At 70.9% G+C, this 22961-nt stretch carries 19 protein-coding genes; 10 read left to right on the top strand and 9 right to left on the bottom strand.

Going from position 1 to position 22961, the window contains the following annotated elements; all coding sequences use genetic code 11:
- Positions 1 to 198: 198 nt before the first annotated feature.
- Positions 199 to 1089, top strand: coding sequence for a DUF808 domain-containing protein (locus tag FHS07_RS15650; RefSeq protein WP_183420847.1), 891 nt, complete (start codon positions 199 to 201; stop codon positions 1087 to 1089).
- A gap of 85 nt (positions 1090 to 1174) precedes the next feature.
- Here FHS07_RS15650 and FHS07_RS15655 read toward each other — a convergent pair whose 3' ends face one another.
- From FHS07_RS15655 to FHS07_RS15665, 3 genes are all read right to left on the bottom strand, one after another.
- Complete coding sequence (locus FHS07_RS15655) at positions 1175 to 1735, bottom strand: flavin reductase family protein (RefSeq protein ID WP_183420848.1); 561 nt, start codon at positions 1733 to 1735, stop codon at positions 1175 to 1177.
- A gap of 121 nt (positions 1736 to 1856) precedes the next feature.
- Positions 1857 to 3083, bottom strand: coding sequence for an acyltransferase family protein (locus FHS07_RS15660; RefSeq protein WP_183420849.1), 1227 nt, complete (start codon positions 3081 to 3083; stop codon positions 1857 to 1859).
- A gap of 148 nt (positions 3084 to 3231) precedes the next feature.
- A complete protein-coding gene (locus FHS07_RS15665; protein WP_183420850.1) occupies positions 3232 to 4758 on the bottom strand; it encodes a CitMHS family transporter in 1527 nt (508 codons plus the stop codon).
- 168 nt (positions 4759 to 4926) lie between these two features.
- On the opposite strand from FHS07_RS15665, the gene FHS07_RS15670 reads away from it, so the two are divergent.
- On the top strand, positions 4927 to 6570 hold the full coding sequence (locus FHS07_RS15670) for a sensor histidine kinase (protein ID WP_183420851.1): 1644 nt from the start codon (positions 4927 to 4929) through the stop codon (positions 6568 to 6570).
- Complete coding sequence (locus tag FHS07_RS15675; protein WP_183420852.1) at positions 6567 to 7217, top strand: response regulator; 651 nt, start codon at positions 6567 to 6569, stop codon at positions 7215 to 7217. Before FHS07_RS15670 ends, FHS07_RS15675 begins: the two co-directional genes overlap by 4 nt.
- 60 nt (positions 7218 to 7277) lie before the next feature.
- Here the strand turns inward: FHS07_RS15675 and FHS07_RS15680 are convergent, their stop codons facing one another.
- Both FHS07_RS15680 and FHS07_RS15685 read right to left on the bottom strand, forming a co-directional pair.
- Positions 7278 to 8561: an alpha-amylase family glycosyl hydrolase gene (locus FHS07_RS15680; protein ID WP_183420853.1), complete on the bottom strand. Its 1284-nt coding sequence runs from the start codon at positions 8559 to 8561 to the stop codon at positions 7278 to 7280.
- A gap of 201 nt (positions 8562 to 8762) precedes the next feature.
- The gene (locus tag FHS07_RS15685; RefSeq protein WP_183420854.1) at positions 8763 to 9989 is read right to left on the bottom strand and encodes an ROK family protein; all 1227 of its coding nucleotides are present in this window, start codon (positions 9987 to 9989) and stop codon (positions 8763 to 8765) included.
- 114 nt (positions 9990 to 10103) lie between these two features.
- Here FHS07_RS15685 and FHS07_RS15690 point away from each other — a divergent pair, with 114 nt between their 5' ends.
- The 4 genes from FHS07_RS15690 (at position 10104) to FHS07_RS15705 (ending at position 14976) form a co-directional block, all read left to right on the top strand.
- Positions 10104 to 11417 carry an extracellular solute-binding protein gene (locus tag FHS07_RS15690; RefSeq protein ID WP_183420855.1) on the top strand — a complete coding sequence of 438 codons (1314 nt, stop codon included), beginning with the start codon at positions 10104 to 10106 and terminating at the stop codon, positions 11415 to 11417.
- Complete coding sequence (locus FHS07_RS15695; RefSeq protein WP_183420856.1) at positions 11414 to 12328, top strand: carbohydrate ABC transporter permease; 915 nt, start codon at positions 11414 to 11416, stop codon at positions 12326 to 12328. The genes FHS07_RS15690 and FHS07_RS15695 overlap by 4 nt, the downstream gene beginning before the upstream one ends.
- Positions 12329 to 12444: 116 nt before the next feature.
- Entirely contained in the window at positions 12445 to 13266 is an 822-nt protein-coding gene (locus tag FHS07_RS15700; protein WP_183420868.1) for a carbohydrate ABC transporter permease, read from the top strand.
- A 27-nt stretch (positions 13267 to 13293) separates the two neighbouring features.
- Positions 13294 to 14976 (top strand): alpha-amylase family glycosyl hydrolase, encoded by a 1683-nt coding sequence (locus tag FHS07_RS15705; RefSeq protein WP_183420857.1) that lies wholly within the window; start codon positions 13294 to 13296, stop codon positions 14974 to 14976.
- 157 nt (positions 14977 to 15133) lie between these two features.
- Here the strand turns inward: FHS07_RS15705 and FHS07_RS15710 are convergent, their stop codons facing one another.
- The 4 genes from FHS07_RS15710 to FHS07_RS15725 are packed head-to-tail and all read right to left on the bottom strand — an operon-like array spanning position 15134 to position 19216.
- Complete coding sequence (locus FHS07_RS15710; protein ID WP_183420858.1) at positions 15134 to 15946, bottom strand: galactosyltransferase-related protein; 813 nt, start codon at positions 15944 to 15946, stop codon at positions 15134 to 15136.
- Positions 15943 to 16950, bottom strand: coding sequence for a hypothetical protein (locus tag FHS07_RS15715; RefSeq protein WP_183420859.1), 1008 nt, complete (start codon positions 16948 to 16950; stop codon positions 15943 to 15945). Before FHS07_RS15715 ends, FHS07_RS15710 begins: the two co-directional genes overlap by 4 nt.
- Positions 16944 to 18080, bottom strand: coding sequence for a glycosyltransferase (locus FHS07_RS16865; protein ID WP_183420860.1), 1137 nt, complete (start codon positions 18078 to 18080; stop codon positions 16944 to 16946). The genes FHS07_RS15715 and FHS07_RS16865 overlap by 7 nt, the downstream gene beginning before the upstream one ends.
- A complete protein-coding gene (locus FHS07_RS15725) occupies positions 18077 to 19216 on the bottom strand; it encodes a glycosyltransferase (RefSeq protein ID WP_183420861.1) in 1140 nt (379 codons plus the stop codon). Before FHS07_RS15725 ends, FHS07_RS16865 begins: the two co-directional genes overlap by 4 nt.
- 67 nt (positions 19217 to 19283) lie before the next feature.
- Between FHS07_RS15725 and FHS07_RS15730 the strand changes: the two genes are divergently transcribed.
- Genes FHS07_RS15730 through FHS07_RS15740 form a run of 3 tightly spaced genes read left to right on the top strand, consistent with a single transcriptional unit; the run spans position 19284 to position 22551 of the window.
- Positions 19284 to 20225, top strand: coding sequence for a WcbI family polysaccharide biosynthesis putative acetyltransferase (locus FHS07_RS15730; RefSeq protein WP_246383705.1), 942 nt, complete (start codon positions 19284 to 19286; stop codon positions 20223 to 20225).
- The gene (locus FHS07_RS15735; protein ID WP_183420863.1) at positions 20222 to 21217 is read left to right on the top strand and encodes a glycosyltransferase family protein; all 996 of its coding nucleotides are present in this window, start codon (positions 20222 to 20224) and stop codon (positions 21215 to 21217) included. Before FHS07_RS15730 ends, FHS07_RS15735 begins: the two co-directional genes overlap by 4 nt.
- A 29-nt stretch (positions 21218 to 21246) precedes the next feature.
- Complete coding sequence (locus FHS07_RS15740) at positions 21247 to 22551, top strand: glycosyltransferase family 2 protein (protein WP_183420864.1); 1305 nt, start codon at positions 21247 to 21249, stop codon at positions 22549 to 22551.
- Positions 22552 to 22961: the final 410 nt, after the last annotated feature.

Genomic DNA, 22961 nt, shown 5'->3' on the forward strand with positions numbered 1-22961 from the left:
TCCGTCCGGGCGCGGGACAGGGGCCGATGAGCGGAGGAGATCCGCGCGGCGGAGGACGAATGGGCCGGGATCCTTCCTCCGGTAGCCGGACCTCCTCCCCTCGCCGCGACTCCCACCCGCCTCCGCCCGGTCGGGGACCCACTAGCGTTGTCCCGCGGCGTGTACGCGCCGCATCCCTCACCCCCGGGAGAAGCGCACATGTCGGTCGGTCTGCTCGCCGTCGTCGATGACATCCTCAGCGCCGCCATGAAGGCCAGCGCCAAGACGGCGGGTGTGGTCATCGACGATGCCGCCGTCACCCCGCAGTACGTGCAGGGTCTGACGCCCGCGCGCGAGTTGCCGGTGGTGTGGAAGATCGCCCTCGGCAGCATCATCAACAAGTTCGTCATCATCATCCCGATCGCGCTGCTGCTGACGGCCTTCGCCCCGTGGGTGCTGCCGTACCTGTTGATCATCGGCGGCGGCTTCCTCTGCTTCGAGGGCGCCGAGAAGGTGCTGGAGTGGTTCGGGGTGCACCACAGTGCGGCCGATGCCGACGAACCGCGCGACGAGAAGAAGCTCGTGCTCGGCGCCGTGCGCACCGACCTCATCCTCAGCACCGAGATCATGCTGATCGCACTCTCCAGCCTCGACCCCGACTTCGGGATCTGGATGACGCTGGGCGCACTGCTCGTCATCGGCCTCGCCATGACCGTGGTCGTCTACGGTGCGGTGGCCCTGCTGGTGAAGCTCGACGACATGGGTCTCCGTCTGATGAAGAGCCCGTCGCGGGGCACCCGCCGCTTCGGCGTGCGCATCGTGGCATCCATGCCCGCGGTCTTCCGCGTCATCAGCATCGTCGGAACAGTGGCCATGCTGTGGGTGGGAGGTCACCTGGTCATTCAGAACCTCGCCGAGACGCTGTGGTCCGGCCCGTACGACCTCGTGCACGTGATCACGCACGCGATCGAGGCGGCGGGACCGGTGGTGGTGTGGATCGTCGACACGGCGATCTCGGCGGTGTTCGGTCTGGCGCTGGGGCTCATCATCGTGGGCGTGGTGACGGGTATCTCGCGCCTGACCGGCCGGGGCGCTGTCGCCGCCCACTGAGTGCGGTGACCGGCGCCTCGCGCACGCCCGAGGTCAGTCGAGCGCCCACTGAGTGCGGTGACCGGCGCCTCGCCTACGCCCGAGCTCAGTCGAGCAGGGAGTGCTCGCCGAGACGGTGCCAGCTGCGGTTGTAGTACACCAGGGCCGCGCCCGCTTCGCCGGGCTCGAGGTCGCGTTCGACGTCGACCTGCAGGGCCTGCGCGGCGATGACGGTGGAGCCTCCGGCATCCATGCGGCTGACCACCTTGCACCGCAACCAGGCGCGGACGCCGTGATAGACCGGCTCGCCGGTGGCGAGGCGCGACCACGTCGAGGTGTCGGCGAAGCGGTCGAGGCCGCTGGTCGCTCCCGCGCGGGCGAGCGAGATGTCCTCGGCGTCGAGCAGGTGCACGACGATCGTGTCGGCCGCGATGATCGTCGGGGTCGCCGACGACAGCGCCGACACCGAGAAGATGAGCAGCGGCGGGTCGGCGCTCACCGACGACACCGACGACGCGGTGAGGGCCACGGGGCCGTTCTCGCCGTACGCCGTGATGACCGCGATCCCGCCCGGGTGACCGCGGAACGCGCGCTTGAAGTCGTCGGCCGAGACCGACGTGCCGATGGCGGGAGTGCTGTCGGGGATCCCGTGCGCAAGCGAACTCATACCTACGACGGTAGGCGCTCCCGGCGGAAACGGCGCGGTATGGCGCAACACGATGAAACGCGGCCCCTCTGAAGAGCCTCGGGATGCGCATCGACCCGCGGGCGCGGGGCGACGGCCCGGATCAGGCCGATTCGACCTCGGCGACCTTCGGCCGCGGCGTCTTGGGCGACCCGAAGCGGCGGGCGACCCGTCGCGCGAGGCGGTGGCTGGGCCGCTCGACGAGGCGGAAGAAGACCTCCGCGAGCCCGAGCGCGACCACGATCACGATGGGCGAGAGGAACAGGGGGTTGATGGACTCGGGAAGCAACCGACCGAACGCCACGATCATCGGCTCGTGCACGAGATAGAGGCTGAACGACCGCGTGCCCAACCAGCGAAGCGGGCGCACGCTGAGGGCGGCGCCCAGGCCCGGCGAGAGGATGACGAGGATGACGAGGAGCGCGGCCCCGAGCACCTGCAGCACCCGGGTCGCGGGTGCGACGAGCTCGAGGACGCCCTCGCTGAGCGGGAGTGCGAACACCATCCAGTAGCTGGTGATGAACAGAACGACCAGGACGCCCAGCCAGGCGAAGACCGGCGTGGGGTTTCGCAGCCGGTCGCGGAGCGCCGTCAGCCGGTCCCACTCGAAGGCGATGAGGCAGCCGAGCGCGAAGATGGGCAGCTGGAAGAGGACGCCGAGCGCGTAGGGGCGCTCGATCGGTCCCTCGTACGCACCGACGACCAGCAGCGCCAGCACGAAGACGACCTTTAGGGCGAGGCCGCGGCGCCACTTCGCGGCGAACAGGATGAACAGCGGCAGCAGCAGCGAGAAGATGATCTCCCACTTCAACGACCACAGCACGGTGTTCGTCATCCCCGGCTGCGCGGGCACGATGAGGATGAGGTCGCGCAGGATGCCGAGCGGCACCGGATCCATGTGGATCTGCAGGAACCGGCTCCCCTCGACGAGGTCGGGGAGCGCGTAGATCCAGATCAGCGCCACGCCCACCGAGGCCCAGACCGGGATGTAGAGGCGCACGAGCCGGCTCGGGTAGTAGGCGCGCCAGTTCATCCGCGTGTGACGGGCGGGGAGGCACAGGACGAAGCCGCTGAGCACGAAGAACACGAAGACGGCGACCGATCCCTCCCACGGCAGGTGCAGGGGCGTGTGGGTGAGCCACCACATCGGTTCGCCGGGTGTCGTGGTGGGCCTCGGGTCGGCGAACGGGGTGACGAAGGAGTCGGACAGCAGCAGCGAGTGCAGAAGGACGACCACCATCGCGGCGACGCCGCGAAGCCCGTCGAGGCCCTCGATCCTGCGCGAACCCGCCGTCGACGGCGGCTCGGTCTTCGTGGCATCGCTGTTCATGTGTTCTTCCCCCCGGGTATCGCCCCGGGTCAGCATAGGGACTCGGCATCACGGACATGTAACGCGCGGGTACCCGCACGGGATCATTCGCGCGTACACAACGGAAAGGGCCCGGATGCCGCGGCATCCGGGCCCTTCTCCGACGGGTTCAGCGCAGCAGCGGCACAGCCCCCACCAGCACACCGACGGCGAGCATGACGAGCGAGACGACCGTCGCGCGCCACAGCACCTTCTTGTGGTGGTCGCCGAGGTTGACGCCGGCGAGCGAGACGAGCAGGAGGATCGCCGGCACCAACGGGCTCTGCAGGTGGACGGGCTGACCGGTGATCGAGGCGCGGGCCATCTCGACCGGCGCGATGCCGTAGTTCGCGGCGCTCTCGGCGAGCACGGGCAGGATGCCGAAGTAGAAGGCGTCGTTCGACATGAAGAACGTGAACGGGATCGACAGCACACCGGTGATGACCGCGAGGAACGGACCCATCGACGACGGGATGACCTCGGTGATCCAGGCGGCCATCGCGGTGACCATGCCGGTGCCGTTGAGCACGCCGACGAGGACGCCGGCGGCGAGCACCATCGATACGACGCCGACGATGCTGGGGGCGTGGGCGACGATCTCGTCGGCCTGGCCGCGCAGCTTCGGGAAGTTCACGATCAGGGCGAGGGCCGCGCCGACCATGAAGACGAACGCCAGCGGGAAGATGTCCATCACCAGCAACACCATCACCGCGACCGTGAGTGCCAGGTTGAACCAGATGAGCTTCGGACGCAGCGTCGCGCGGTTGGGGTCGAGCATCGTGTCGGCCATCGCGGTGTCGACGACGTCGACGAGCTGCGGGGCGGCGACGGCATCCCGACCACCACGGACCGTGACGACGTTGCCGGTGCGCAGCGACGCGACGGCGCCGGGCTTGGGCTCAGCGCCACGCACGAGGGCCGGGCCGCCGAGGCGACCGAACACGCCGGGGGTGCCGAGCTTCGAGGTGTCGACCGAGCCGGCCAGACGCTTGCGCTCGGACAGTCCGAGGAACCAGGCGAAGGCCAGGGAGACGACGAGGCCGGCGAGGAGCGAGGGGATCATCGGCACGAACACGTCGGTGGGCTGCAGCCCCAGGGCTGTCGCGGCGCGGATGGTCGGGCCACCCCACGGCACGATGTTGAGCGTGCCGTTCATCAGGCCCGCGACGCAGGTGAGCACGACGGGGCTCATGCCCAGGCGCAGGTACAGCGGAAGCATCGCCGAGGTGGTGATGATGAAGGTCGTGGAGCCGTCGCCGTCGAGCGACACGGCGCCGGCGAGGATCGCCGTGCCCAGCACGATCTTGGCGGGGTCGTCGCCGAGGAAGCGCGTAATCACACGGATGAGCGGGTCGAAGAGGCCGACGTCGATCATGATGCCGAAGTACATGATCGCGAAGAGCAGGAGCGCGGCGGTCGGCGCCATCTTGCCGATCGCGTCGATCACCATGTCGCCCAGGCCGAAGCCCGCGCCCGCGATGAGGCCGAAGATCGTCGGGACGACGATGAGGGCCACCATCGGTGTCATGCGCCGCGTCATGATCAGGGCCATGAACGACAGCACCATGAGGAAGCCGAGGGCCACGAGCACCCCGTCGGCGGGCGTGTAGGCCACCGGGTACTCGGCCGTTTCGGCCGCAAGGATCAGGGGGGTCATCGCGACTCCTTCGTCGGGACGGGCGCGGCTCTCGCGCTCTCGATGCGGTGACATTACGGATGCCGCCGCTCCCGGCGCGCGCTTGCTCGCATTGCGCGGGGTTATGCGCGTACCGTGTGTTCTGCGCATTTCGCGCACAGGTCATCCCGCTCGAAGGAGAGGTGCGCCATGCGGTTCGCCACGCGGATGCTCGTCGTACAGGTCGCCACCCAGGTCGCCGTCGTCGCCGTGTGCACCGCCGTCTTCGCCGGGCTCGGCGTGCAGCAGCTCAAGGCCGAAGCCGACTCGTCGGCGCTGAACATCGCGCGCTCGGTCGCGGAGTCGCCCCAGGTCCGCGACCTCGTCGCGGAGTACTCCGCCGATCCCGGGACCCCGGATGCCACGACCCTGCGCGACGGCGTGCTCCAGCGGTACGCCGCCGACGTCACCGAGCGCACGGAGGGCCTGTTCGTGGTGATCACCGATGATCACGGCATCCGTCTCGCCCATCCTGATCCCGACCGCCTCGGCCAGGTCGTCAGCACGAGCTTCGCCGACGCGCTCGCGGGCCGGGAGGTCGTGACGTGGGAGGTCGGAACCCTGGGGGAGTCTGCCCGGGCGAAGGTCCCCGTCTACCCGCCCGACGGCGGTGCCCCCGTGGGCGAGGTGAGCGTCGGTTTCGAGCGGGCGAGCGTCTTCGACGACCTGCCCACCCTGATCGGCGGCATCGCCGTCGCGGTGCTGCTCGCCGTCGCCATCGGCGCGCTCGTCGCTCTGCTGATGCGTCGTCGTCTCGAGCGGCTCACGCTCGGTGTGCAGCCGGAGGAGCTCGCCGCCCTCGTACAGACCCAGACCGCCGTGCTCGAGAGCGCCGACGAGGGCGTGGTCGCACTCGACGACGCGGGGGTCGTGCGCGTGTGCACCGCCGCCGCCGAGCGTCTGCTCGGAGTCACGGATGCCGTCGGTCGACCCCTCGCCGACCTCGCTCTCACGCCCGTCGTGACCGCGGCGCTCGCCGGCGCCGGTGCGAGTACCGGCCTGCCGGTGGGGGATCGCGTGGTCTTCATCGACGTCCGCCCGGTCCGTCGGGGTTCGCGCACGCTCGGCCGCGTGGCGGTACTGCGCGATCGCACCGACGTGGCAGCGCTGTCGGGGCGGCTCGACAGCGTGCGGGCGATGGGCGACGCACTGCGGGTGCAGCGGCACGAGAACGCCAATCGTCTCCACGCGGCGGTGGGCCTTCTCGACGCCGACCGCGCCGACGAGGCCCGGGCTTTCCTCGCCGACCTCGTCGATCGCGGCTCGGTCGACTGGGCAGTTCCCGGCATCGAGCTCGTCGGCGACGCGATGCTGCAGTCGTTCCTGGGGGCGAAGGCGCTCGCGGCCCGTGAGCGGGGTGTGGCGCTGCGCATCTCCGACGACACGTTCCTCCGCGGCACCGTCGACGATGTCGAGGACGTGGTCGCCGTGCTCGGCAACCTCATCGACAACGCCGTCACCGCGACGGCATCCGCTCCCGAGCCCCGCGAGGTCGAGGTGGCGGTTCTCGGCGACGGAGATGCCGTCGTGCTGACCGTGTCCGACACCGGTACGGGCATCGCCGATGCCGACGTCGTCTTCGCCGCTCGCGACCGCGTCGACGACCCCGCCGCGGTGCACGGTCTCGGTATCGGCCTGCCCCTCTCGCGCGAGTTCGCGCGGCGTCGGGACGGAGACGTCTGGATCGTCGACCCGGGCGGCGACGGACACGGCGCCGTCGTGGCCGCGCGCCTGCCAGGGGTCCTGCGCCGCGCCGAGGGAATTCACGCCTCGAGAGCAGGAGACGCCGAATGACCGACATCCGTGTGCTCGTCGTCGACGACGACTTCCGCGTCGCGGGGCTCCACCGTGACGCCGTCGCGAGCCGCCCCGGCTTCGTCGCGCTCGAGCCCGCTCGCACGGTCGGCGAGGCCCGTGTCGCGCTCGCCGTGCACAGCCCCGACCTGCTGCTCGCCGATGTGTACCTGCCCGACGGCGACGGGGTGGAGCTCGTGCGCTCGGCGGGCATCGACGCCTTCGTGCTGTCGGCGGCGACGGATGCCGCGACCGTCCGCCGTGCCTTCACCGCCGGTGCCCTCGCCTATCTCGTGAAGCCGTTCGACACGCGCGTCCTGGCGGAGCGGCTCGACCGGTACGCCCGGTACCGGAACCTCCTCACCAGCCCTCGTCCGCTGTCGCAAGACGACATCGACCGCGCGGCATCCGTCATGCGCGGGGAGCGCGAGGGGCCGTCGCTCGCCCGCTCGGCGACCGAGCAGACGGTGCTGGCGGCCCTCGGTGCCGAGGAGGCATCGGCGTCGGAGGTGGCCGCGAGGATCGGCGTTTCGCGCGCGACGGCCCAGCGTCATCTGACGACGCTGGCGGAGCGTGGCCTGGTGCAGGTGAGTCTGCGTTACGGCTCCACCGGGCGCCCCGAGCACCGCTTCCGCGCCGGCACGTGAGCGGCCCTCTCCCGCTTGGCAGCCGCTGAGCCGCGGGTGAGGGGCGGATGCCGCTCGAGCTCAGGCTTCCAGCACCGCCCACCCGCGCGGGCCCAGGGCGATGCGGCCGTCCGTCGGCGCACCCTCCCCGGCCACCAGCACACTGCCGTCGGCGACCGGCAGCGACACGGGCTCGTCGCCGATGTTCAACGCCACCACCACCGCGTCATCGCCCACCGCCGTACGCAGCACCACGGCGGTGTTCGACACCTCGACGACATCGGTGTGCGCACGCCAGAGCCAGGGCTTCCGCCGCCGCAGCGCGATCAGCGCCTGGTGGGCCTGCAGGATGCGCGAATCGGGCTCGACGTCGCCGGAGTGTGCGGGGAAGGCCGGTCGCACCGCGTCGTCCCCACCGAGTCGGTCCTCCTTGACGCCGGTCCACCCGAACTCGTCGCCGGCATACACCGACGGCGTGCCGGCCACGGTGAACAGCACCGCGAGAGCGTGCGGCACGAGGTCCGCGCCCACGGCCGAGGCGATGCGGGTGACGTCGTGGTTTCCGACGAAGGTCTGGGGCACGAACGTCGCGAGCAGCGCGTCGTGTCGCTCGATGGCGTGGCTCAGTTCGAAGAGGTTCCGGTCGCTGAGACCGTGCCAGATGCCCTGCCACAGCTCGTACTGCGTGAGGGAGTCCATGCTCGACGCGCGCACGATCTCCACCGCGTCCCCGTGGATCACCTCGCCGAGGAACCACACGTCGGGGAAGCGCTCGCGGACCCTCGGCAGCACCTCGGCCCAGAACGACGACGGCACCGCATACGCGGCATCCAACCTCCATCCGTCGATCCCGCGGTCGAGCCAGTGGCACATGACCTCCACCACGAGTTCGACGACGGCGGGGGAGGAGTGATCGAGCGCGACGAGGGCGTCGTGACCCTCGAACACGTCCGGCTCGAACCGGTCGCCCACCCACCGCCCCCGGAACAGGTTCGGCCCCTCTTCCGTCAGCGCGCGGAACGCCGCGTGCTCGCGCCCCACGTGGTTGAAGACGCCGTCGAGCAGGATCCGGATGCCGCGCTCCCGCGCCGCGGCCACCAGCCGCGAGAAGTCCTCGTCGTCGCCCAATCGCGGGTCGATGCGGAAATGGTCGACGGTGTCGTAGCCGTGGGTCTCCGACGCGAAGACGGGGCCGAGCAGCACGCCGTTCAAGCCGAGCTCGATGACGTGGTCCAGCCACGGCTCGAGGCGGTCCAGGCGGTGCGCGACCTCGGCATCCGGACCCTCGCCGTCGCGGATCGGGGCCCCGACGAAGCCGAGCGGGTAGACGTGCCACCAGATGACGTGTTCGGGCCACGCGGGCATCCGGTCTCCTCTCGATCGGGGTGAGAACGTGCCGACGTTATCCGGCGCCGGTGCGCGTTGCGCGGGGGTTGCGGCCGCGCCTCCGCGCCGGCCCGCTGACGCCGTCCCGCCGCTCGTCGAGCGTCCCGGACACGCGGCCCCCCTCTCGTCGGCGCGGCGTTTCCTGGACACTCGCCCGGCTCGGTGTCCGTGGGAAGACGTTCACGACCGCGCCCAGTCGTCCGACAGGGCGAAGGCGGCGAGATCCAGGGCGCGCGTGCGCGCGGCTTCGACCGCGGCGGCCACAGCCCCGATCGAGACGATGTCGGGCCCGAGCGTCGAGGCGATGATCCGCGGCGGCGGCAGGTGCAACGAGTCGGGGATCGCCTCGATCGCGGCCGCGATGATCGGCCCCGCACCCGCGGCGATCGCGCCCGACACGATGACGCGCTCCACGTCGAACAGGCTGCCGAACACCGCCGCGACCCCCGCGAGCGCCCGACCGACCTCGCGCGCGACCGCAAGGGCTCCGGCGTCGCCCGCCGCCGCCAGATCCAGCACGGTCTTGGCCTCGATGGTCTCCGGGTCGAGATCGCGAAGCGCGCTGTCGGACGGCAGCGAACCGGATGCCAGAGCGGCGCGCGCCGCATCGACGCATCGCGGTGCGAGCCCCCAGGCGCTTCCGACGCCCTCGACGCGGTCGAAGGCGACCGTTTCGCCGGCTCCGCCGTGCGTGCCGCGGAGGAGACGTCCGTCGACGCTGATGCCGGCGCCGAATCGCTCGCCGGCCAGTAGCGCGACGAAGTCGTCGCAGCCCACGGCGGCGCCGTGCGAATGTTCGGCGACGGCGGCGAGGGTGGCGTCGTTCTCGACGCGCACAAGCGGAGCCCAGGCGGCGAAGGTATCGACGAACTCCGGATTCATGCGGGCCCAGAACCCATCGTGGTGCACGGGCGACCGGCCCGCCCTGTTCACGGGGGCGGGTACCCCGACGCACAGTGCGACGATCTCGCCGCGCGCGCGTCGTGCGCGGGTGAGAGCGGCGTCCACCGTCGCTTCCGCGGCACGTCGGCGCCTCTCGGGGGAGTCGAGCTCGGGGTCGACGGTCAGGCGCGAGGTGCCGAGGGTGCGGCCACGCAGGTCGGCCACCGACGCGGAGAGGTGTCCGCGACCGGCGTCGACGCCGACCACGACCCCGGCGTGCGGGCGGAATGCGAAGCGGCGAGCAGGGCGGCCCTTGGAGTACTCGCCGACCGCGCGGGCGTTCGGCATCTCGGCGAGGAGTCCGCGGGCGGAGAGCTCGTCGAGCACGTCGATCGCCGTCGATCGGGTCAGACCCACCGTTGCGATCACGTCGCTGGCGGTGAACGCCTCGGCATCCCACGCGTGGCCGAGTACCGCGTCGAGGTTGTGGCGGCGCAGCGAAGGCGTCGTCGTGGTGGCATCCATCGTCACTCTTGACCCCTTTCGCTTCCGATGCAATACTGCCTGCACGACATTGATTTGGCGAGTAGATTTACTGGCCGATACAACATATTCGCAGTGCGGCGGAGGAGGCAGCAGGTGTCGACGAAGATCAGGGCGGGGCGACGATGGGTCGCGGCGACCACGGTAGGGGTGCTGGGGGCTGCGATGCTCGCCGGGTGCTCGACCGATGGGCGCGAGACCATCCGCTTCACCTTCAGCAAGCGCGAGGCGCTGTCGTTCATGAACGACGTCGTCGCGCAGTACAACGCATCGCAAGACCGCGTGCGCGTCGAGATGGACAGCTCGGGCGTCGACGTGGTCTCGGCGAGCTTCGTGCGCGGCAATCCGCCCGACATCATGTTGGCGAACTACAACTACGAGGTCGCCCGCTTCGTGCAGCGTTGCGCGCTGAGCGACCTCAGTGGCACCGAGGCGGCGGGCACCGTGCGCGAAGATCTGCAGCCGCTGCTCGACCAGTACGGCTCGTGCGAGGGGCGTACGAGTGCGCTGCCGTACTCGGTGATGGCCGCGTCGGTGATCTACAACAAGCAGATCTTCGAGCAGCTGGGACTCTCCGTCCCCACGACCTACGACGAGCTCCTCCAGGTCTCCGACACCCTGAAGGCCAACGGCGTCACACCGTTCTACGGCACGTTCAAAGACGACTGGACCGTCGCGCAGGGCTGGTACGACTACTCCATCGGGGGCTCGCTCGACGTGCTCGACTTCTTCGACGGCCTCGCCGCGGAGGGCGCCGAAGTGGGGCCCGAGTCGCAGGTCTCGTTCGCCAAAGACTTCAGCGAGCCGATGGATCGCATGCTCGAGCTCGCACAGGACTACACGAACCCGGATGCCGAGAGTCGGGCCTACGGTGACGGCAACCTCGCGTTCGCCCAGGGTGAGGCCGCGATGTACCTGCAGGGTCCCTGGGCGCTCGGCGAAATCGCGAAGACCGCGCCCGATCTGCCCGTGGGGACCTTCCCGCTGCCCATGACCGACGACCCCGACGACCTCGCGGTGCGCGTGAACATGGACCTCGCAGCGATCATCCCCGAGGCCTCCCGGCACAAAGACGCCGCCCGCGACTTCCTCGAGTACCTGTACACGCCCGAGATCATCGAGGCCTACAACGAATCGCAGCTCGGCTTCGCGCCGACGAAGGACGCGCCGTCGCCGAGCGACCCCCGCGTCGCCGGGATGATCCCCTACTACGACGAGGGGCGCATCTACCAGGGCGCCTCGGTGCTCGTGCCCAAGACGATCCCCACCTTCAACTACGCGCAGGCGATGATCTTCGGCGCCTCGCCCGAGGGCACGCTGCGCACCATGGACGAGGACTGGTCGCGGCTCGCCTTCCGCCAGCCGCCCGCCTCGACCACCGACGCAGCCGTCGAGGAGGACGCGCGATGAGCACCACGACCACGATCGTCACGGGCGGGAAGGCGGCCGCGCGTCGCAGCACCCGCCGCGTGGAGCCGATCTACTACCTGTTCCTGCTGCCGACGCTCGCGCTGTTCACCCTGGCCATCACCGTGCCCGGGGTCATCGGCATCTTCTTCAGCTTCACCGACTCCATCGGTCTCGGCGAGTGGAACTTCACCGGCCTGACGAACTACATCGCGATCTTCAGCGACCCGGCGATCCTGCAGGCCTACCTGTTCACGTTCGGCTTCTCGGTCGCGACGGTCGTCGTCGTCAACGTCGCGGCGTTCCTGCTGGCGGTGGGTCTGACTTCCCAGATCCGGTTCAAGAAGGCGCTGCGCACGGTCTTCGTCATCCCGATGGTGATCTCGGGCATCATCATCGCCTACGTCTTCAACTTCCTCTTCAGCAATTCCGTGCCCGAGGCCGGAGCGTCGCTCGGCATCCCGTGGCTCGAGACGAGCCTGCTGGCCAATCCCGATCTCGCCTGGGTCGCGATCGTCATCGTCACCGCGTGGCAGGCGATCCCCGGCACGTTGCTCATCTACATCGCGGGTCTGTTGTCGGTCCCCGGAGACGTCTACGAGGCCGCCGGCCTCGACGGTGCGAGCAAGACCCAGCAGCTGCTGCGCATCACCCTGCCGCTCGTGGCCGGGTACGTCGTCATCAACATCATCCTGGGCTTCAAGGGCTTCCTGAACGCTTACGACATCATCGTGGGCCTCACCGGCGGAGGCCCCGGCACCGCGACCCGCAGCGTCGCGATGTCGATCATCCTCGGCTTCAACGGCGGCGACTACGCCTATCAGATGGCGAACGCGGCGCTGTTCTTCATCGTCGCCGTCGTCATCTCGCTCCTCCAGCTCTCCCTCACCCGGGGAAGGAACACCCTGTCATGACCGCTCTCAACCAGCCCGCGCTCGCCTTCGAGCAGGCCGAACTCGCCGTCCCCGACCGCCAGGGCACCAAGGGCCGTGGCGACGGCCCGTCGCGCCGACGCGTGCGTCGCGTCGGCATGGAACGCATCAACTGGTCGACGACGACCATCCTGGTGCTGTGCTCCCTCACGGTGCTCCTGCCGCTGTACGTCACCGTCTCGATGGCGCTCAAGAGCGGCACCCAGGTCGTCGACGGCAACGCATTCTCGTTCCCCTCGCCGATCAGCTTCGACGGGTTCGTCCAGGCGTGGACGCTGACGAGATTCCCCGTGGGCCTGGCGATCTCGCTGCTGGTCACCGCCGGCACGGTGGCCGCGACGATCATCCTCGCGGCGTTCGCCTCGTACGCGATCGCTCGCAACTGGGATCGCAAGCTCTTCCGCTACTCGTTCTTCTACCTGCTCGCGGCCATGTTCATCCCGTTCCCCGTGGTGGCCCTGCCGCAGATCCAGCTGACCGGGCGGGTGGGTCTCGACAACCCCGCGGGCGTGATCATCCTGGCCACGATGTTCCAGTTGAGCTTCAGCGTGCTGTTGTTCACGGCCTTCCTGCGCTCGATCCCGCTCGAACTCGAAGAGAGCGCGCGCATCGACGGAGCGACCACCTGGCAGACCTTCTGGCAGCTGATCTTCCCGTTGCTGGCTCCGATGAGCGCGACGGTCGGCATCTTCGCCTTCCTGTACGCGTGGAACGACTTCATGATGCCCTCGCTCATCATCAGCGACCCGGCTCTGCAGACCCTTCCGGTGCGGCAGAACCTCTTCCAGACGCAGTTCAGCAACAACTACAACGTCGCCTTCGCCTCCTACCTCATGGCCATGGCCCCCGCGATCGTCGCCTACCTCTTCACCCAGCGATGGGTGATGGCCGGTGTCACGCAGGGCGCCATCAAGGGCTGAGTAACCACCCCCTCGAAAGGAACACACGTGACCACCGCCGCACCCTCCGTGCAGACCCGCGAACTGACCGCAGCCCCCGACTGGTGGCGCCAGGCCGTGGTGTACCAGGTGTACCCCCGCAGCTTCGCCGACACCGACGGCGACGGCCTGGGCGACATCCGCGGGATCACCTCGCGCGTGCCGTACTTGGCGGAGCTGGGGGTGGATGCCATCTGGCTCAGCCCCTTCTACCCCTCCGATCTGGCAGACGGCGGCTACGACGTCGCCGACTACCGCGACGTCGATCCGCGGCTGGGGACCCTGGCAGACATGGACGAGTTGATCGCGCAACTGCACGCTCACGGCATCCGTGTCGTCGTCGACATCGTGCCCAACCACACCTCCGACAAGCACGCCTGGTTCCAGGAGGCGCTGGCCGCCGGTCGCGGCTCCGCGGCCCGCGGGCGCTACATCTTCCGCGAGGGCAAGGGACCCGACGGCGCCGAGCCGCCCACCGACTGGGTGTCGGTGTTCGGCGGAGCGGGCTGGGAGCGTGTCGAGGACGGCCAGTGGTACTTCCACAACTTCGACGTGTCGCAGCCCGACCTCGACTGGACCAACCCCGAAGTGCGCGCCGACTTCGTCAAGACCCTGCGCTTCTGGAGCGACCGGGGCGTCGATGGATTCCGCATCGACGTCGCGCACATGCTCACGAAAGACCTGAGCGAGCCGCTGCCTTCGCAGGCGGAGCTCGACGCGATGCCGCAGGACGGCAACCACCCCCTCATCGACCGTGACGACGTCCACGAGGTCTACGCCGAGTGGCGCGCGGTGTTCAACTCCTACGATCCGCCGCGCACGGCCGTCGCCGAGGCGTGGGTGCATCCCTCGCGCGTCCCGCTCTACGCGAGCATCGAGAGCCTGGGACAGGCGTTCAACTTCGACCTCCTCGAGGCCGACTTCGACGCGGGCCAGTTCCGCCGCATCGTGGCCGACAATCTGGTGCTCGCCGCGCAGTCCGGCTCATCGACGACGTGGGTGCTCTCCAACCACGACGTCGTACGTCACGCGACGCGGTACGGTCTCCCGGATGCCGAGCGCGCCGACGACGGGCGACCCACGCGCAAGCACGGCAACGAATGGTTGCTCTCCGGCGGTCGGACTCCGGTGCTCGACGAGGCGCGCGGGGAGCGTCGGGCCCGTGCGGCGGCACTGTTCGTGCTGGGCCTGCCCGGCTCGGCATACCTGTACCAGGGCGAAGAGCTGGGCTTGCACGAGGTCGCCGAGATCCCCGACGACCAGCGACAGGACCCGACGTTCTTCCGCAGCCCCGGAATCGATGTCGGTCGTGACGGATGCCGTGTGCCCCTGCCGTGGAGCGCCGAGGGCGCCGCGTTCGGCTTCGGTGCGAGCGGTGCGCACTTGCCGCAGCCGGAGTGGTTCGGCGCGTACGCCGTCGACCGCCTGGACGGCGACCCGGCGTCGACGCTGACGCTGTACCGCCGGGCGCTCGACCTGCGGCACGAGCTGCAGACCGACGAGCAGCTGCAGTGGGTCGACACCGACCGCGACGATGTGGTGGCTTTCGCGCGACCGAACGGGTGGACCGTCGTGACGAACTTCGGCACGGAGCCGGCCGCGCTCCCCGCCGGAGAGGTCCTGCTGTCGAGCACCGCGCTCGAGGGCGACGCCCTCCCCGGTGAGACGACGGTCTGGCTCCGTCGCGCCTGACCCGCCGCCCGCCCCGAGAGCCCCGGTGCCGTGTGCGCCGGGGCTCTCGCGTGCCCGTGACCGCCGCGAGAAGCGGGGTCGAGTGTCCAAGACACGCCGCTCGGTTGGCGGAGGTCCGGCGTGTCTTGGACGCTCGACCGGTGTCGTCTGCCGCGCCTCAGCGCACCCGCGCCCAGCCCGCGCCCCGGCGCTCGATCGCCCCGGCCGCGGCGAACGCGTCGAGCCACCCGCCCATGGGCCACACGCCCCACCGTTCGTGGAAAGCGGCGCCGTTGCGCAGGATGTCGTCGAGGTGCTGCCACGGAGGAGAGGACACCGGATGCCACTGATGGTAGGCTTCCGCACCGCCCACCCAGCGCAGCTCGACATCCCGCGCGCGAGCGGTCCAGGCGAGGTCGGTGTCCTCGGCGCCGTAGCCCTCGTATCCGGGGTGGAAGCCCCCGATGCGGTGCCACGTGGCAGGCGTCACGGAGAACGACAGCGACCAGAACAGGTCGTACTCCGCGGCCGTCGCCGGTCTCGTCGTCCCGGTGGGGAGCGCCGGCCGTGCCCGGTGCGGGCGGGTGAGCAGAGGCAGATCATCGGCGCGTTCTGGGCGCTGGACGCTGGCCAGGTAGGTCACCGCGCCCGCGAGCAACGCGTCCGGGTGGGCGGCGGCCGCGGCGCGATACGCGGAGAGCAGGTCGGGCCCGGGCAGGCAGTCCACGTCGAGGAACACCAGCAGATCCGCGCCCGCCTTCATCGCGACCTCCGCCGCGCGGTTGCGTCCCTCGCCCACCCGCAGGCCGGACGGCCCGGGAGGCACGCGCAGCGTGAGGGTGTCGGCATCCCTGATGCCGTCGGGCGGCGTCTCGTCGAGCCACGCCTCCACGCGCACGATGTCCCCTGCCACCTCGGCGAGCACGCGCCGCTGGCGGTCCAGATGCTCGCGGCGCGCGAGCGATGCGACGGTGATGACGGCGGTCTTCACGGCCGTGTCTCCTCGATGACGGCAGCCATCCGCGCGGCGGCGCCGTCGACTCGCCACCGGGCCCAGTCCGGGGCGTCTCCCGCCGCCCGCTCGACGAGGTCGACCACCTCCGTGGCGGAGATGTCACCGTCGGCCCGCCGCGCCAGACCCCACGCTTCGAGGGCCTCGGCGGTCGCTCGCTGCTCGTCGAAGGGGCGGTCCTGTCCGATCACGACGGCTCGGGCACCGGATGCCGCGAGGTCGGCGACGCTGTTCTGCCCGGCGGCGCTGACGACCACCGTGCTGCGCGTCAGCAGGGGCCAGGGATCGTCGACGCGCGAGGCGTCGTCGTGCCCGACGGACGTGACCTTCCAGCCCCGCTCGCTCAGGCGGCGGACGCTCTCGTCACGGACCTCGGCGGGGAGCACGCGGCCGAGGAGCAGCACTCGTCGCTCGTCGACGAAGCCGGGCACCGCTCGCGCGTCGAAGCGCGAGATCCCGCCCGTCCAGGCGACGCGCTCGCCGTGGTCGGACAGTCCCGGAGTGGGCACGGCGCCTTCCGGCCACGGGGCGACGATCCGGTCGGCCAGACCGTACGAGAGGGCGTGCGGGGCGTCCGTCCGCGCGCCGGGCTGCGTGACCGCGACCGTCCGCAGGCCGAGCAGCCGCGCGAACGCCACCACCTCGGCGCTGACGTCGACGACGAAGGTCACCAGGCCACGGGATGCGGCGGTCGCGGCGATCGTCGCGAGACGCTCCCGATGCCCGGGGTGACCGTGCGGCGCCCAGTGCAGGTGGCCGCGGGCTGTCGGGTCGGCGTCGCGAGGGTCCATCCGCCGGCCGTCGGGCGCCTCGAACGGCTCGACATCCGGGGGCAGCACCACCCACTCGACGTCGGACGCGAGCTCGGCGGGTCGGGGCATCGACGAGAACGCGATGACCGGTGTGCGCAGATGCGGCTGCACGGCCAGGAACCGTGAGACGTGGCCGAAGCCGTGGTGGTGGACGTACCAGCCGATCACCACGACACCGCCGGCACGCGTCGCGCGGCGACGGGCTGGGCGGTGTACGCGAGCACGCGCTCGACCTCGCGGTAGCGGTGCGCGAGGGAGTGCTGACGCACGGCCGCCCGACGCGTCCAGACGCGGGTGAGGGGTTCGCGCGCGCCCTCCGCGGCGAGCCGGGCCGCGGCCTGTCCGAGGGCGACGACGTCGCCCGGCATGACCGTCGCCGAGCCGGGCATCCCCGCGAGCACTTCCGACACCCCGCCGATGTCGAAGGCGGCGACGGGGGTGCCGGTGGCGAGCGCTTCGGCGATGACGAGGCCGAAGGGTTCGTCCCACATGGGCGTGACGAGCGCAACGGCCGACGACCCCACCAGTCGGCAGAGGTCCGGTTGGTGAAGCGGCCCGACGTAGCGCGCGTGGGCGCCGAGACGGGGCACGATCTCCTGCTCGAAGTAGTCGACGTCGCCGATCCGCCCCGCGAGCACGATGTGCGCGCCGGCCGAGCGGGCGGCCTCGATGGCCAGGTGAGGGGCCTTTTCGGGCACCACGCGACCCGACCACACCCACGAGGTGCCACCTTCGCCGCGCGTCCACTGGTCGGTGTCGATGCCGTTGGGGAAGACGAAGGCGTCGACACCCTCGATCGACCACGCGCGGGCCGTGGCCTGGCTCACCGCGACGAAGCGGTGCGGGCTGTCCACCACCTCCGCCGCCGCCTCCAGCATCGGCTCGAGCGGCGGGGTGTGAAGGGTCGTGACGACGGGGATGTCGGCCGTGCGGCTCCACCGGATGGGGGCGGGGTTCAGGCTGTGGTTGTCGACGACGTCGTACAGATGGCGGTCGGCGATGAGACGGTCGAGGGCGGCGTCGTAAGCGGCGTCGACGGCGGCGGCGTACCCCTCCGGGTACTCCGTGTCCGAAGAGTGCTCCGGGCGCGTCCATTCGGGGACGGGCAGCCGGAACTCGGCCACGTCACCGAGGAAGTCCGACCCTTCGGCGGCGCACAGCGACACCTCGTGTCCCCGGGCGCGCAACCATCGGACGCGGTCCCACACGCAGGCCTCGAGACCGCCGGCGTGCGGCTGGCGCAGGGGGTAGCGCGACGGGGCGACGACGAGCACCCGCAGCGGACGCGTCCCGCGGATCACGCGGCGACCTCCGCCGCGAGGGCACAGCGATATACGGCGACGTGCGCCGCCCGCACGCGCTCGAGTTCCGCGCGGCGCTCCGCGCGTCGGAGCTCCACCTCGGCGGCGCGGGCCGGCGAACCCGGAGGCGATGACGCCCGCCCCGTGGCATCCATGATCGCCCGGGCGAGCGAGACCGGGTCGCCCCCGTCGAACGCGTGGAAGTCGGCGGGGTGCTGGGCGGCGATGTGCCCGATGGGGGTACTGACGATGGGCACGGCGAGGTCGTAGCAGAGCTCCGCCCACCCCGACTGCGTGCCGTGGCGGTAGGGGAGCACGCACGCGTCGAGGTCGGCGAGCCAGGCGGCCAGAGCGTCGTCGTCGAGGCGGCTTTCGCGCTCGACGGTGACGCCGTCGGCCCGCTCGGCGAGAAGGTCGATGGATGCCGCGGCCTCCGCGTCGCGGACCCGTTCGTTCATCCGCACCACGGCTTCGACGCGCGCACCCTGCGCCCGCAGGTCGGCGACGGCGTGGACGAGGGTGGCGGTCGTTCCGACGCCGTCGATGTTGGGTCGCAGATCGCGCAGGTGCACGCCCACGCGCACGGTGTCGTGGACGTTCCCGGTGGGACGCCGTGCGCCGCCGAGCAGCGTGGGGTGGGCGATGACGGTGACCGGACGACGGGCGATGTTCCGCACCGCGGCGCCCGCGGTGTCGGTCAAGGCGATCAGCGCATCGGCTCCGGCGGCGAGGACGGCCAGCGATGCTCGGTGGTCCTCCTGCGATGCGAGCTGGGGGTTCTCGAGGTCGTGCACCGTGTAGACGAGGGGGCGCTCCAGACGGTGAAGGGCCGCAACCGTCGCCCGCAGCTCGTCCGGAGAGTAGGACTCGATCCCGAAGTGCACGTGGACCAGGTCGAACTCGTCGGCGTGCGCCTCGAGCCAGTCCGGCAGCAGAACCTGCGGCGGCCACCACTGGCCGGCCGGGGCGCCCGGAGGCGGCGGATCGGCGAGCACCGTCACGCGACCGGGGTCGGTGATGGCGGAGACGTAGGGGTGGGCCGAGGGGACGGCGGCTATGCGAACCGGCGGGAGGGTGGTGGCGACGATCTCTCTTCTCCTCGTGCAGTGATGTGGCGTGGCGTGCGCGTACCGCATCGCCAGGCACATCGCAATGCAACGGGGCGGTTGGGACGACGATGACACCGACGGATACCTTCACATCATGGGTGGTGAGACGGCGCGGCTGCAGAGCCTTGCGGACCACGGCGACGCGGTGATAGCGAGGCGGCGCCACTACGGCGAATTCTTCGGCGAGGCGCCCTTGCCGGAGAATTTCGGCCTGGTCGTGGGCAATTGCCAGGCGGAATCACTTCGGTTGGTCATCTCATCCGACGCCCTTCCCGCGATCCGCGTCCCCGCGGTGCACGAGCTCACCGCGACCGACGCGGAGCGCCTGCACACCCTCCTCTCCGAGGCCTCCTTCCTCGTCGCCCAGCCCATCCGCGACGACTACCGCGATCTCCCCTTGGGCACGACGCAGTTGCGCGCATCGCTTCCCCCGGCGGCCCGGCTGGTGACGGTTCCCGCCGTCCGCTTCGCGGGTCTGCACCCGTTCCAGGCGGTGCTGCGTCTGCCCGCGTTCCCCGAGGATCCGCCCCTGGTCGCCTACCACGACGTCCGCATCGTGGCCGAGGCCGCGGGCACGCCCGTTGCTGCGGAACTGCCACCGGCTGCGGTGCGCGCGATCGCCGACGCGTCCGTTGCCGAGCTGCGTCGCCGCGAGGCTCTCGGTCTCGACGTCGTGGCATCCGATCTCTTCGCCCCGGTCGTCGACGACCTCGCCCGCACCGTCAACCACCCCGGGAACGCCCTGTTCCTCCCGCTCGGTGAGCGTCTCGTCGCCGCGCTCGGTGCGCCCGGTCGCGTCGTCGATCCCGGTCGTCCGATCCTCGCGGGCGTCCGCGCGCCGTTGGAGCGGTGGGTCGTCGACGCCTGGAGCCTGGATGCCGCGCCCCGCCCCGACTGGACGGTCGCCGGCGACACGCTCCCGGCCGAGACCGTTCGCGAAGCGCATCTGGCGTACTACGCCGAACGTCCCGAGCTGCTCGCCGCCGTCGTGGCCCGCATGGCACCCCTCCTCCGCACGTGGGCGGCCGCGTCGTGACGGCCTCCTCGATTCCGGATGCCGCCCCGCCCGTGCTCCTGGTGCATCCGGGGCCGCACGGTGTCGCCGCGTACGCCCGCGAGATCGCGACCGCGGTGCGGGAGCAGCAGCCGGCGGCGCGGCTGAGTACCGCCGACGCCCTCGCCGCCGTTCCCCCGGGCACGCCCGTGCACGCCCACGTCACCGACCGGTTGTGGGGGGCCTCGCCCGAACAGGCGACGCGTGTCGTCGTCGATCTCGCCGGTCGCCATCCGCTGTCGGTGACTTTCCACGACGTTCCCCAGGCGTCGGACGGTGAGCGCAATCGCCCCCGCCGCCGCGCGTTCTACCGGTCGGTCGCGGAGGCCGCGCGCGGGGTGGCTGTGAACAGCGCTCACGAACGGGAGCTCCTCCGCGAAGAGGGTGTCTGGAAGGGCCCCGTCGCGATCGTTCCCCTCCCCGTCGAGACGGCCGAGCCGTCGGCGCTCATCGCCGGCGACGATGCGGTCGGCGTCCTCGGGTACTTCTATCCCGGCAAGGGGCATGACGAGGCGCTGGCCGCGACGGTTTCGGCGGGGATGACCCGCCTGACGGTGCTGGGACGCGCGTCCGACGGGCACGCCGAAGACCTCGACGCGTTCGTCCGTCGCGCGTCCGCCGCGGGCGTCGACGTCGAGGTGACGGGATGGCTCGACGACGCCGAGATGCTCGCGCGGGCGCGCCGCGTCGCCGTTCCCGTGATCGCCCACCGGCACGTGTCGGCGTCCGGCTCGCTGACGTCGTGGATCGGCTGGGGCCGCCGGCCCCTCGCCGTGCGCAATCGCTACATCGACGAGATGGTCGAGCTGCGCCCAGGCGCACTGCGCGTGGTCGAGCCCGAAGACCTCGCCGCCGAAGTGGCGATCTCCCGCATCGAGGCGGCGCGCACCTGGCACGGCCTCGATCCCGTGCCGTTCGGGAGGGCTGACGCGGCGCACGCCTATCGGCGTTGGTGGGCGGAGGTCTTCCGGTGAGCGCGGACGCGGCGGGGGAGAGTGCTCGGATGCCGTGGGTTCCGGGCAACCGATGGGATCTCGTCGCCGACCGGCAGCCGGATCCTCCGCGGGTCACCGTCATCGTGACGCACTACGACCAGCCCGAGCAGCTCGCGCGGACGCTCGCCGCGCTGCAGCGCCAGGACCACCCGGCCGAGCGCCTCGAGATCATCGTCGCCGACGACGGCTCTCCGACGGAGCCGGTCGTCCCGCCCGGCATCCGGCTCCTCCGTCAGGAGGACCGCGGGTTCCGGGCCGCCGCCGCCCGAAACCTCGGTGCCGCCGCGGCCACGGGCGACGTCCTGTGCTTCCTCGACGCCGACACCACACCGGAGCCGGAGTACGTGCGTCAGCTGACCCGCCTCCCCGCCCTCCTTCCCGAGGCGGTCACGGTCGGCCGTCGCCGCCACGCCGACCTGACCGGGCTGGATGCCGGGACCCCGGTCGCCGATGCCGGTCCCGCCCGCGAGCTGGCCGAACCCGCCTGGCTCCGCGACGCCTACGCCGGCAGCGACAACCTCCTGCACGCCGACGACCGCTCCTACCGGTACGTCATCAGTGCCGTCGCGGCGTGCTCCCGCGCCTTCTTCGAAGAGATCGGCGGATTCGACGAGTCGTTCTCCTCCTACGGCGGGGAGGACTGGGAGTGGGCGCACCGCGCATGGCAGGCCGGGGCCGTGCTGGCTCATGTTCCGCGTGCCGTGGCCTGGCACGACGGTCCCGACTGGGCGGGACGCTCCGGTGACGACCGCGTCCGCGAGGGCAATCGGCAGTCCTTGCTGCTCGCGCAGAAGATCCCCGTAGCCGGGTCCAGCGGACGCGGCTTGCTGCCGGCCACCCCCGATCTCGTCGTGCACCTGCCCGACGGACTCACGCCGTCCGCGGAGTTCGTGTGCGTCGATTCCGTGCTCGCGGCATTCCCCCTCGCGACGGTGGTGGTGCGGACGCCCGAGGAGGAGTCGCTCGTGCGTGCCGACCCTCGCGTGCGCGTCGGCGCCGAGGGGTCCGGGCTCGACGCGCGGGTGACACTCCGCCTCGACCAGGCTCTGGTGATTCAGGATGCCGCCCCCCTCTCAGCGGCGCTGTCTTCACTGGGGCAGGGCTCGGTCGGAACGATGACCCTCCTCGACGACGACGGCGTCGTCCTGGCACGCGCGGATGCGCGGCGTGCGCGCCATCGTGCCCACCGGTGGGGGACGTCCGCCGGCTTCGACGAGGTGGCGCTGACGGTCGACGGGGTGCACGCCCTCCGCGACGAGCCGCATGTCGAAGCATGGGTAGGTGGGTGGGGAGGGCCCGAGCGCTTCGTGTGACGCCCGAGACGTGCTCCCGTCCGCCACGGGCGCGGAACCCCCGGCTTGCCGTGGCGCGACACGCCCGGGATGTGGGCGGATTCGCCGAGGGGGCCGGGCACACGTAAGTTATTACTTGTTCGCCCCACAGGGGAGAGCGGAGCGGCCGAAAGGCCCCGCGTCCTCTCAAGCAGCGAACCGCCCCCAACACCAGCACTTGAGAGTCTCGGCTCGCTCGGCTACAGTTGGGATCTGCCACTCGGCGCAAACCTTCAGCTTGATCGCTCCTCTCAGGAGTGATGTCGTGTTGATCTGGGCGTCGAACGTGGCATTCAAATCGTGAACTGCCTCACGGGTAGGTCGGAAGACTGTTTTCGTGGGTGCGTCCGTTCCTTGAGAACTCAACAGCGTGCACTTGTCAAATGCCAATT

This window comes from Microbacterium proteolyticum, from assembly GCF_014192415.1.
Taxonomy (GTDB): domain Bacteria; phylum Actinomycetota; class Actinomycetes; order Actinomycetales; family Microbacteriaceae; genus Microbacterium; species Microbacterium proteolyticum.

Excerpts from the sequence above, each read along its gene's own strand:
- FHS07_RS15650 (WP_183420847.1), top strand. The coding sequence starts at position 199 with ATGTCGGTCGGTCTGCTCGCCGTCGTCGATGACATCCTCAGCGCCGCC.
- FHS07_RS15655 (WP_183420848.1), bottom strand. The coding sequence starts at position 1,735 with ATGAGTTCGCTTGCGCACGGGATCCCCGACAGCACTCCCGCCATCGGC.
- FHS07_RS15660 (WP_183420849.1), bottom strand. The coding sequence starts at position 3,083 with ATGAACAGCGATGCCACGAAGACCGAGCCGCCGTCGACGGCGGGTTCG.
- FHS07_RS15665 (WP_183420850.1), bottom strand. The coding sequence starts at position 4,758 with ATGACCCCCCTGATCCTTGCGGCCGAAACGGCCGAGTACCCGGTGGCC.
- FHS07_RS15670 (WP_183420851.1), top strand. The coding sequence starts at position 4,927 with ATGCGGTTCGCCACGCGGATGCTCGTCGTACAGGTCGCCACCCAGGTC.
- FHS07_RS15675 (WP_183420852.1), top strand. The coding sequence starts at position 6,567 with ATGACCGACATCCGTGTGCTCGTCGTCGACGACGACTTCCGCGTCGCG.
- FHS07_RS15680 (WP_183420853.1), bottom strand. The coding sequence starts at position 8,561 with ATGCCCGCGTGGCCCGAACACGTCATCTGGTGGCACGTCTACCCGCTC.
- FHS07_RS15685 (WP_183420854.1), bottom strand. The coding sequence starts at position 9,989 with ATGGATGCCACCACGACGACGCCTTCGCTGCGCCGCCACAACCTCGAC.
- FHS07_RS15695 (WP_183420856.1), top strand. The coding sequence starts at position 11,414 with ATGAGCACCACGACCACGATCGTCACGGGCGGGAAGGCGGCCGCGCGT.
- FHS07_RS15700 (WP_183420868.1), top strand. The coding sequence starts at position 12,445 with ATGGAACGCATCAACTGGTCGACGACGACCATCCTGGTGCTGTGCTCC.
- FHS07_RS15725 (WP_183420861.1), bottom strand. The coding sequence starts at position 19,216 with ATGCGGTACGCGCACGCCACGCCACATCACTGCACGAGGAGAAGAGAG.
- FHS07_RS15730 (WP_246383705.1), top strand. The coding sequence starts at position 19,284 with ATGGGTGGTGAGACGGCGCGGCTGCAGAGCCTTGCGGACCACGGCGAC.
- FHS07_RS15740 (WP_183420864.1), top strand. The coding sequence starts at position 21,247 with ATGCCGTGGGTTCCGGGCAACCGATGGGATCTCGTCGCCGACCGGCAG.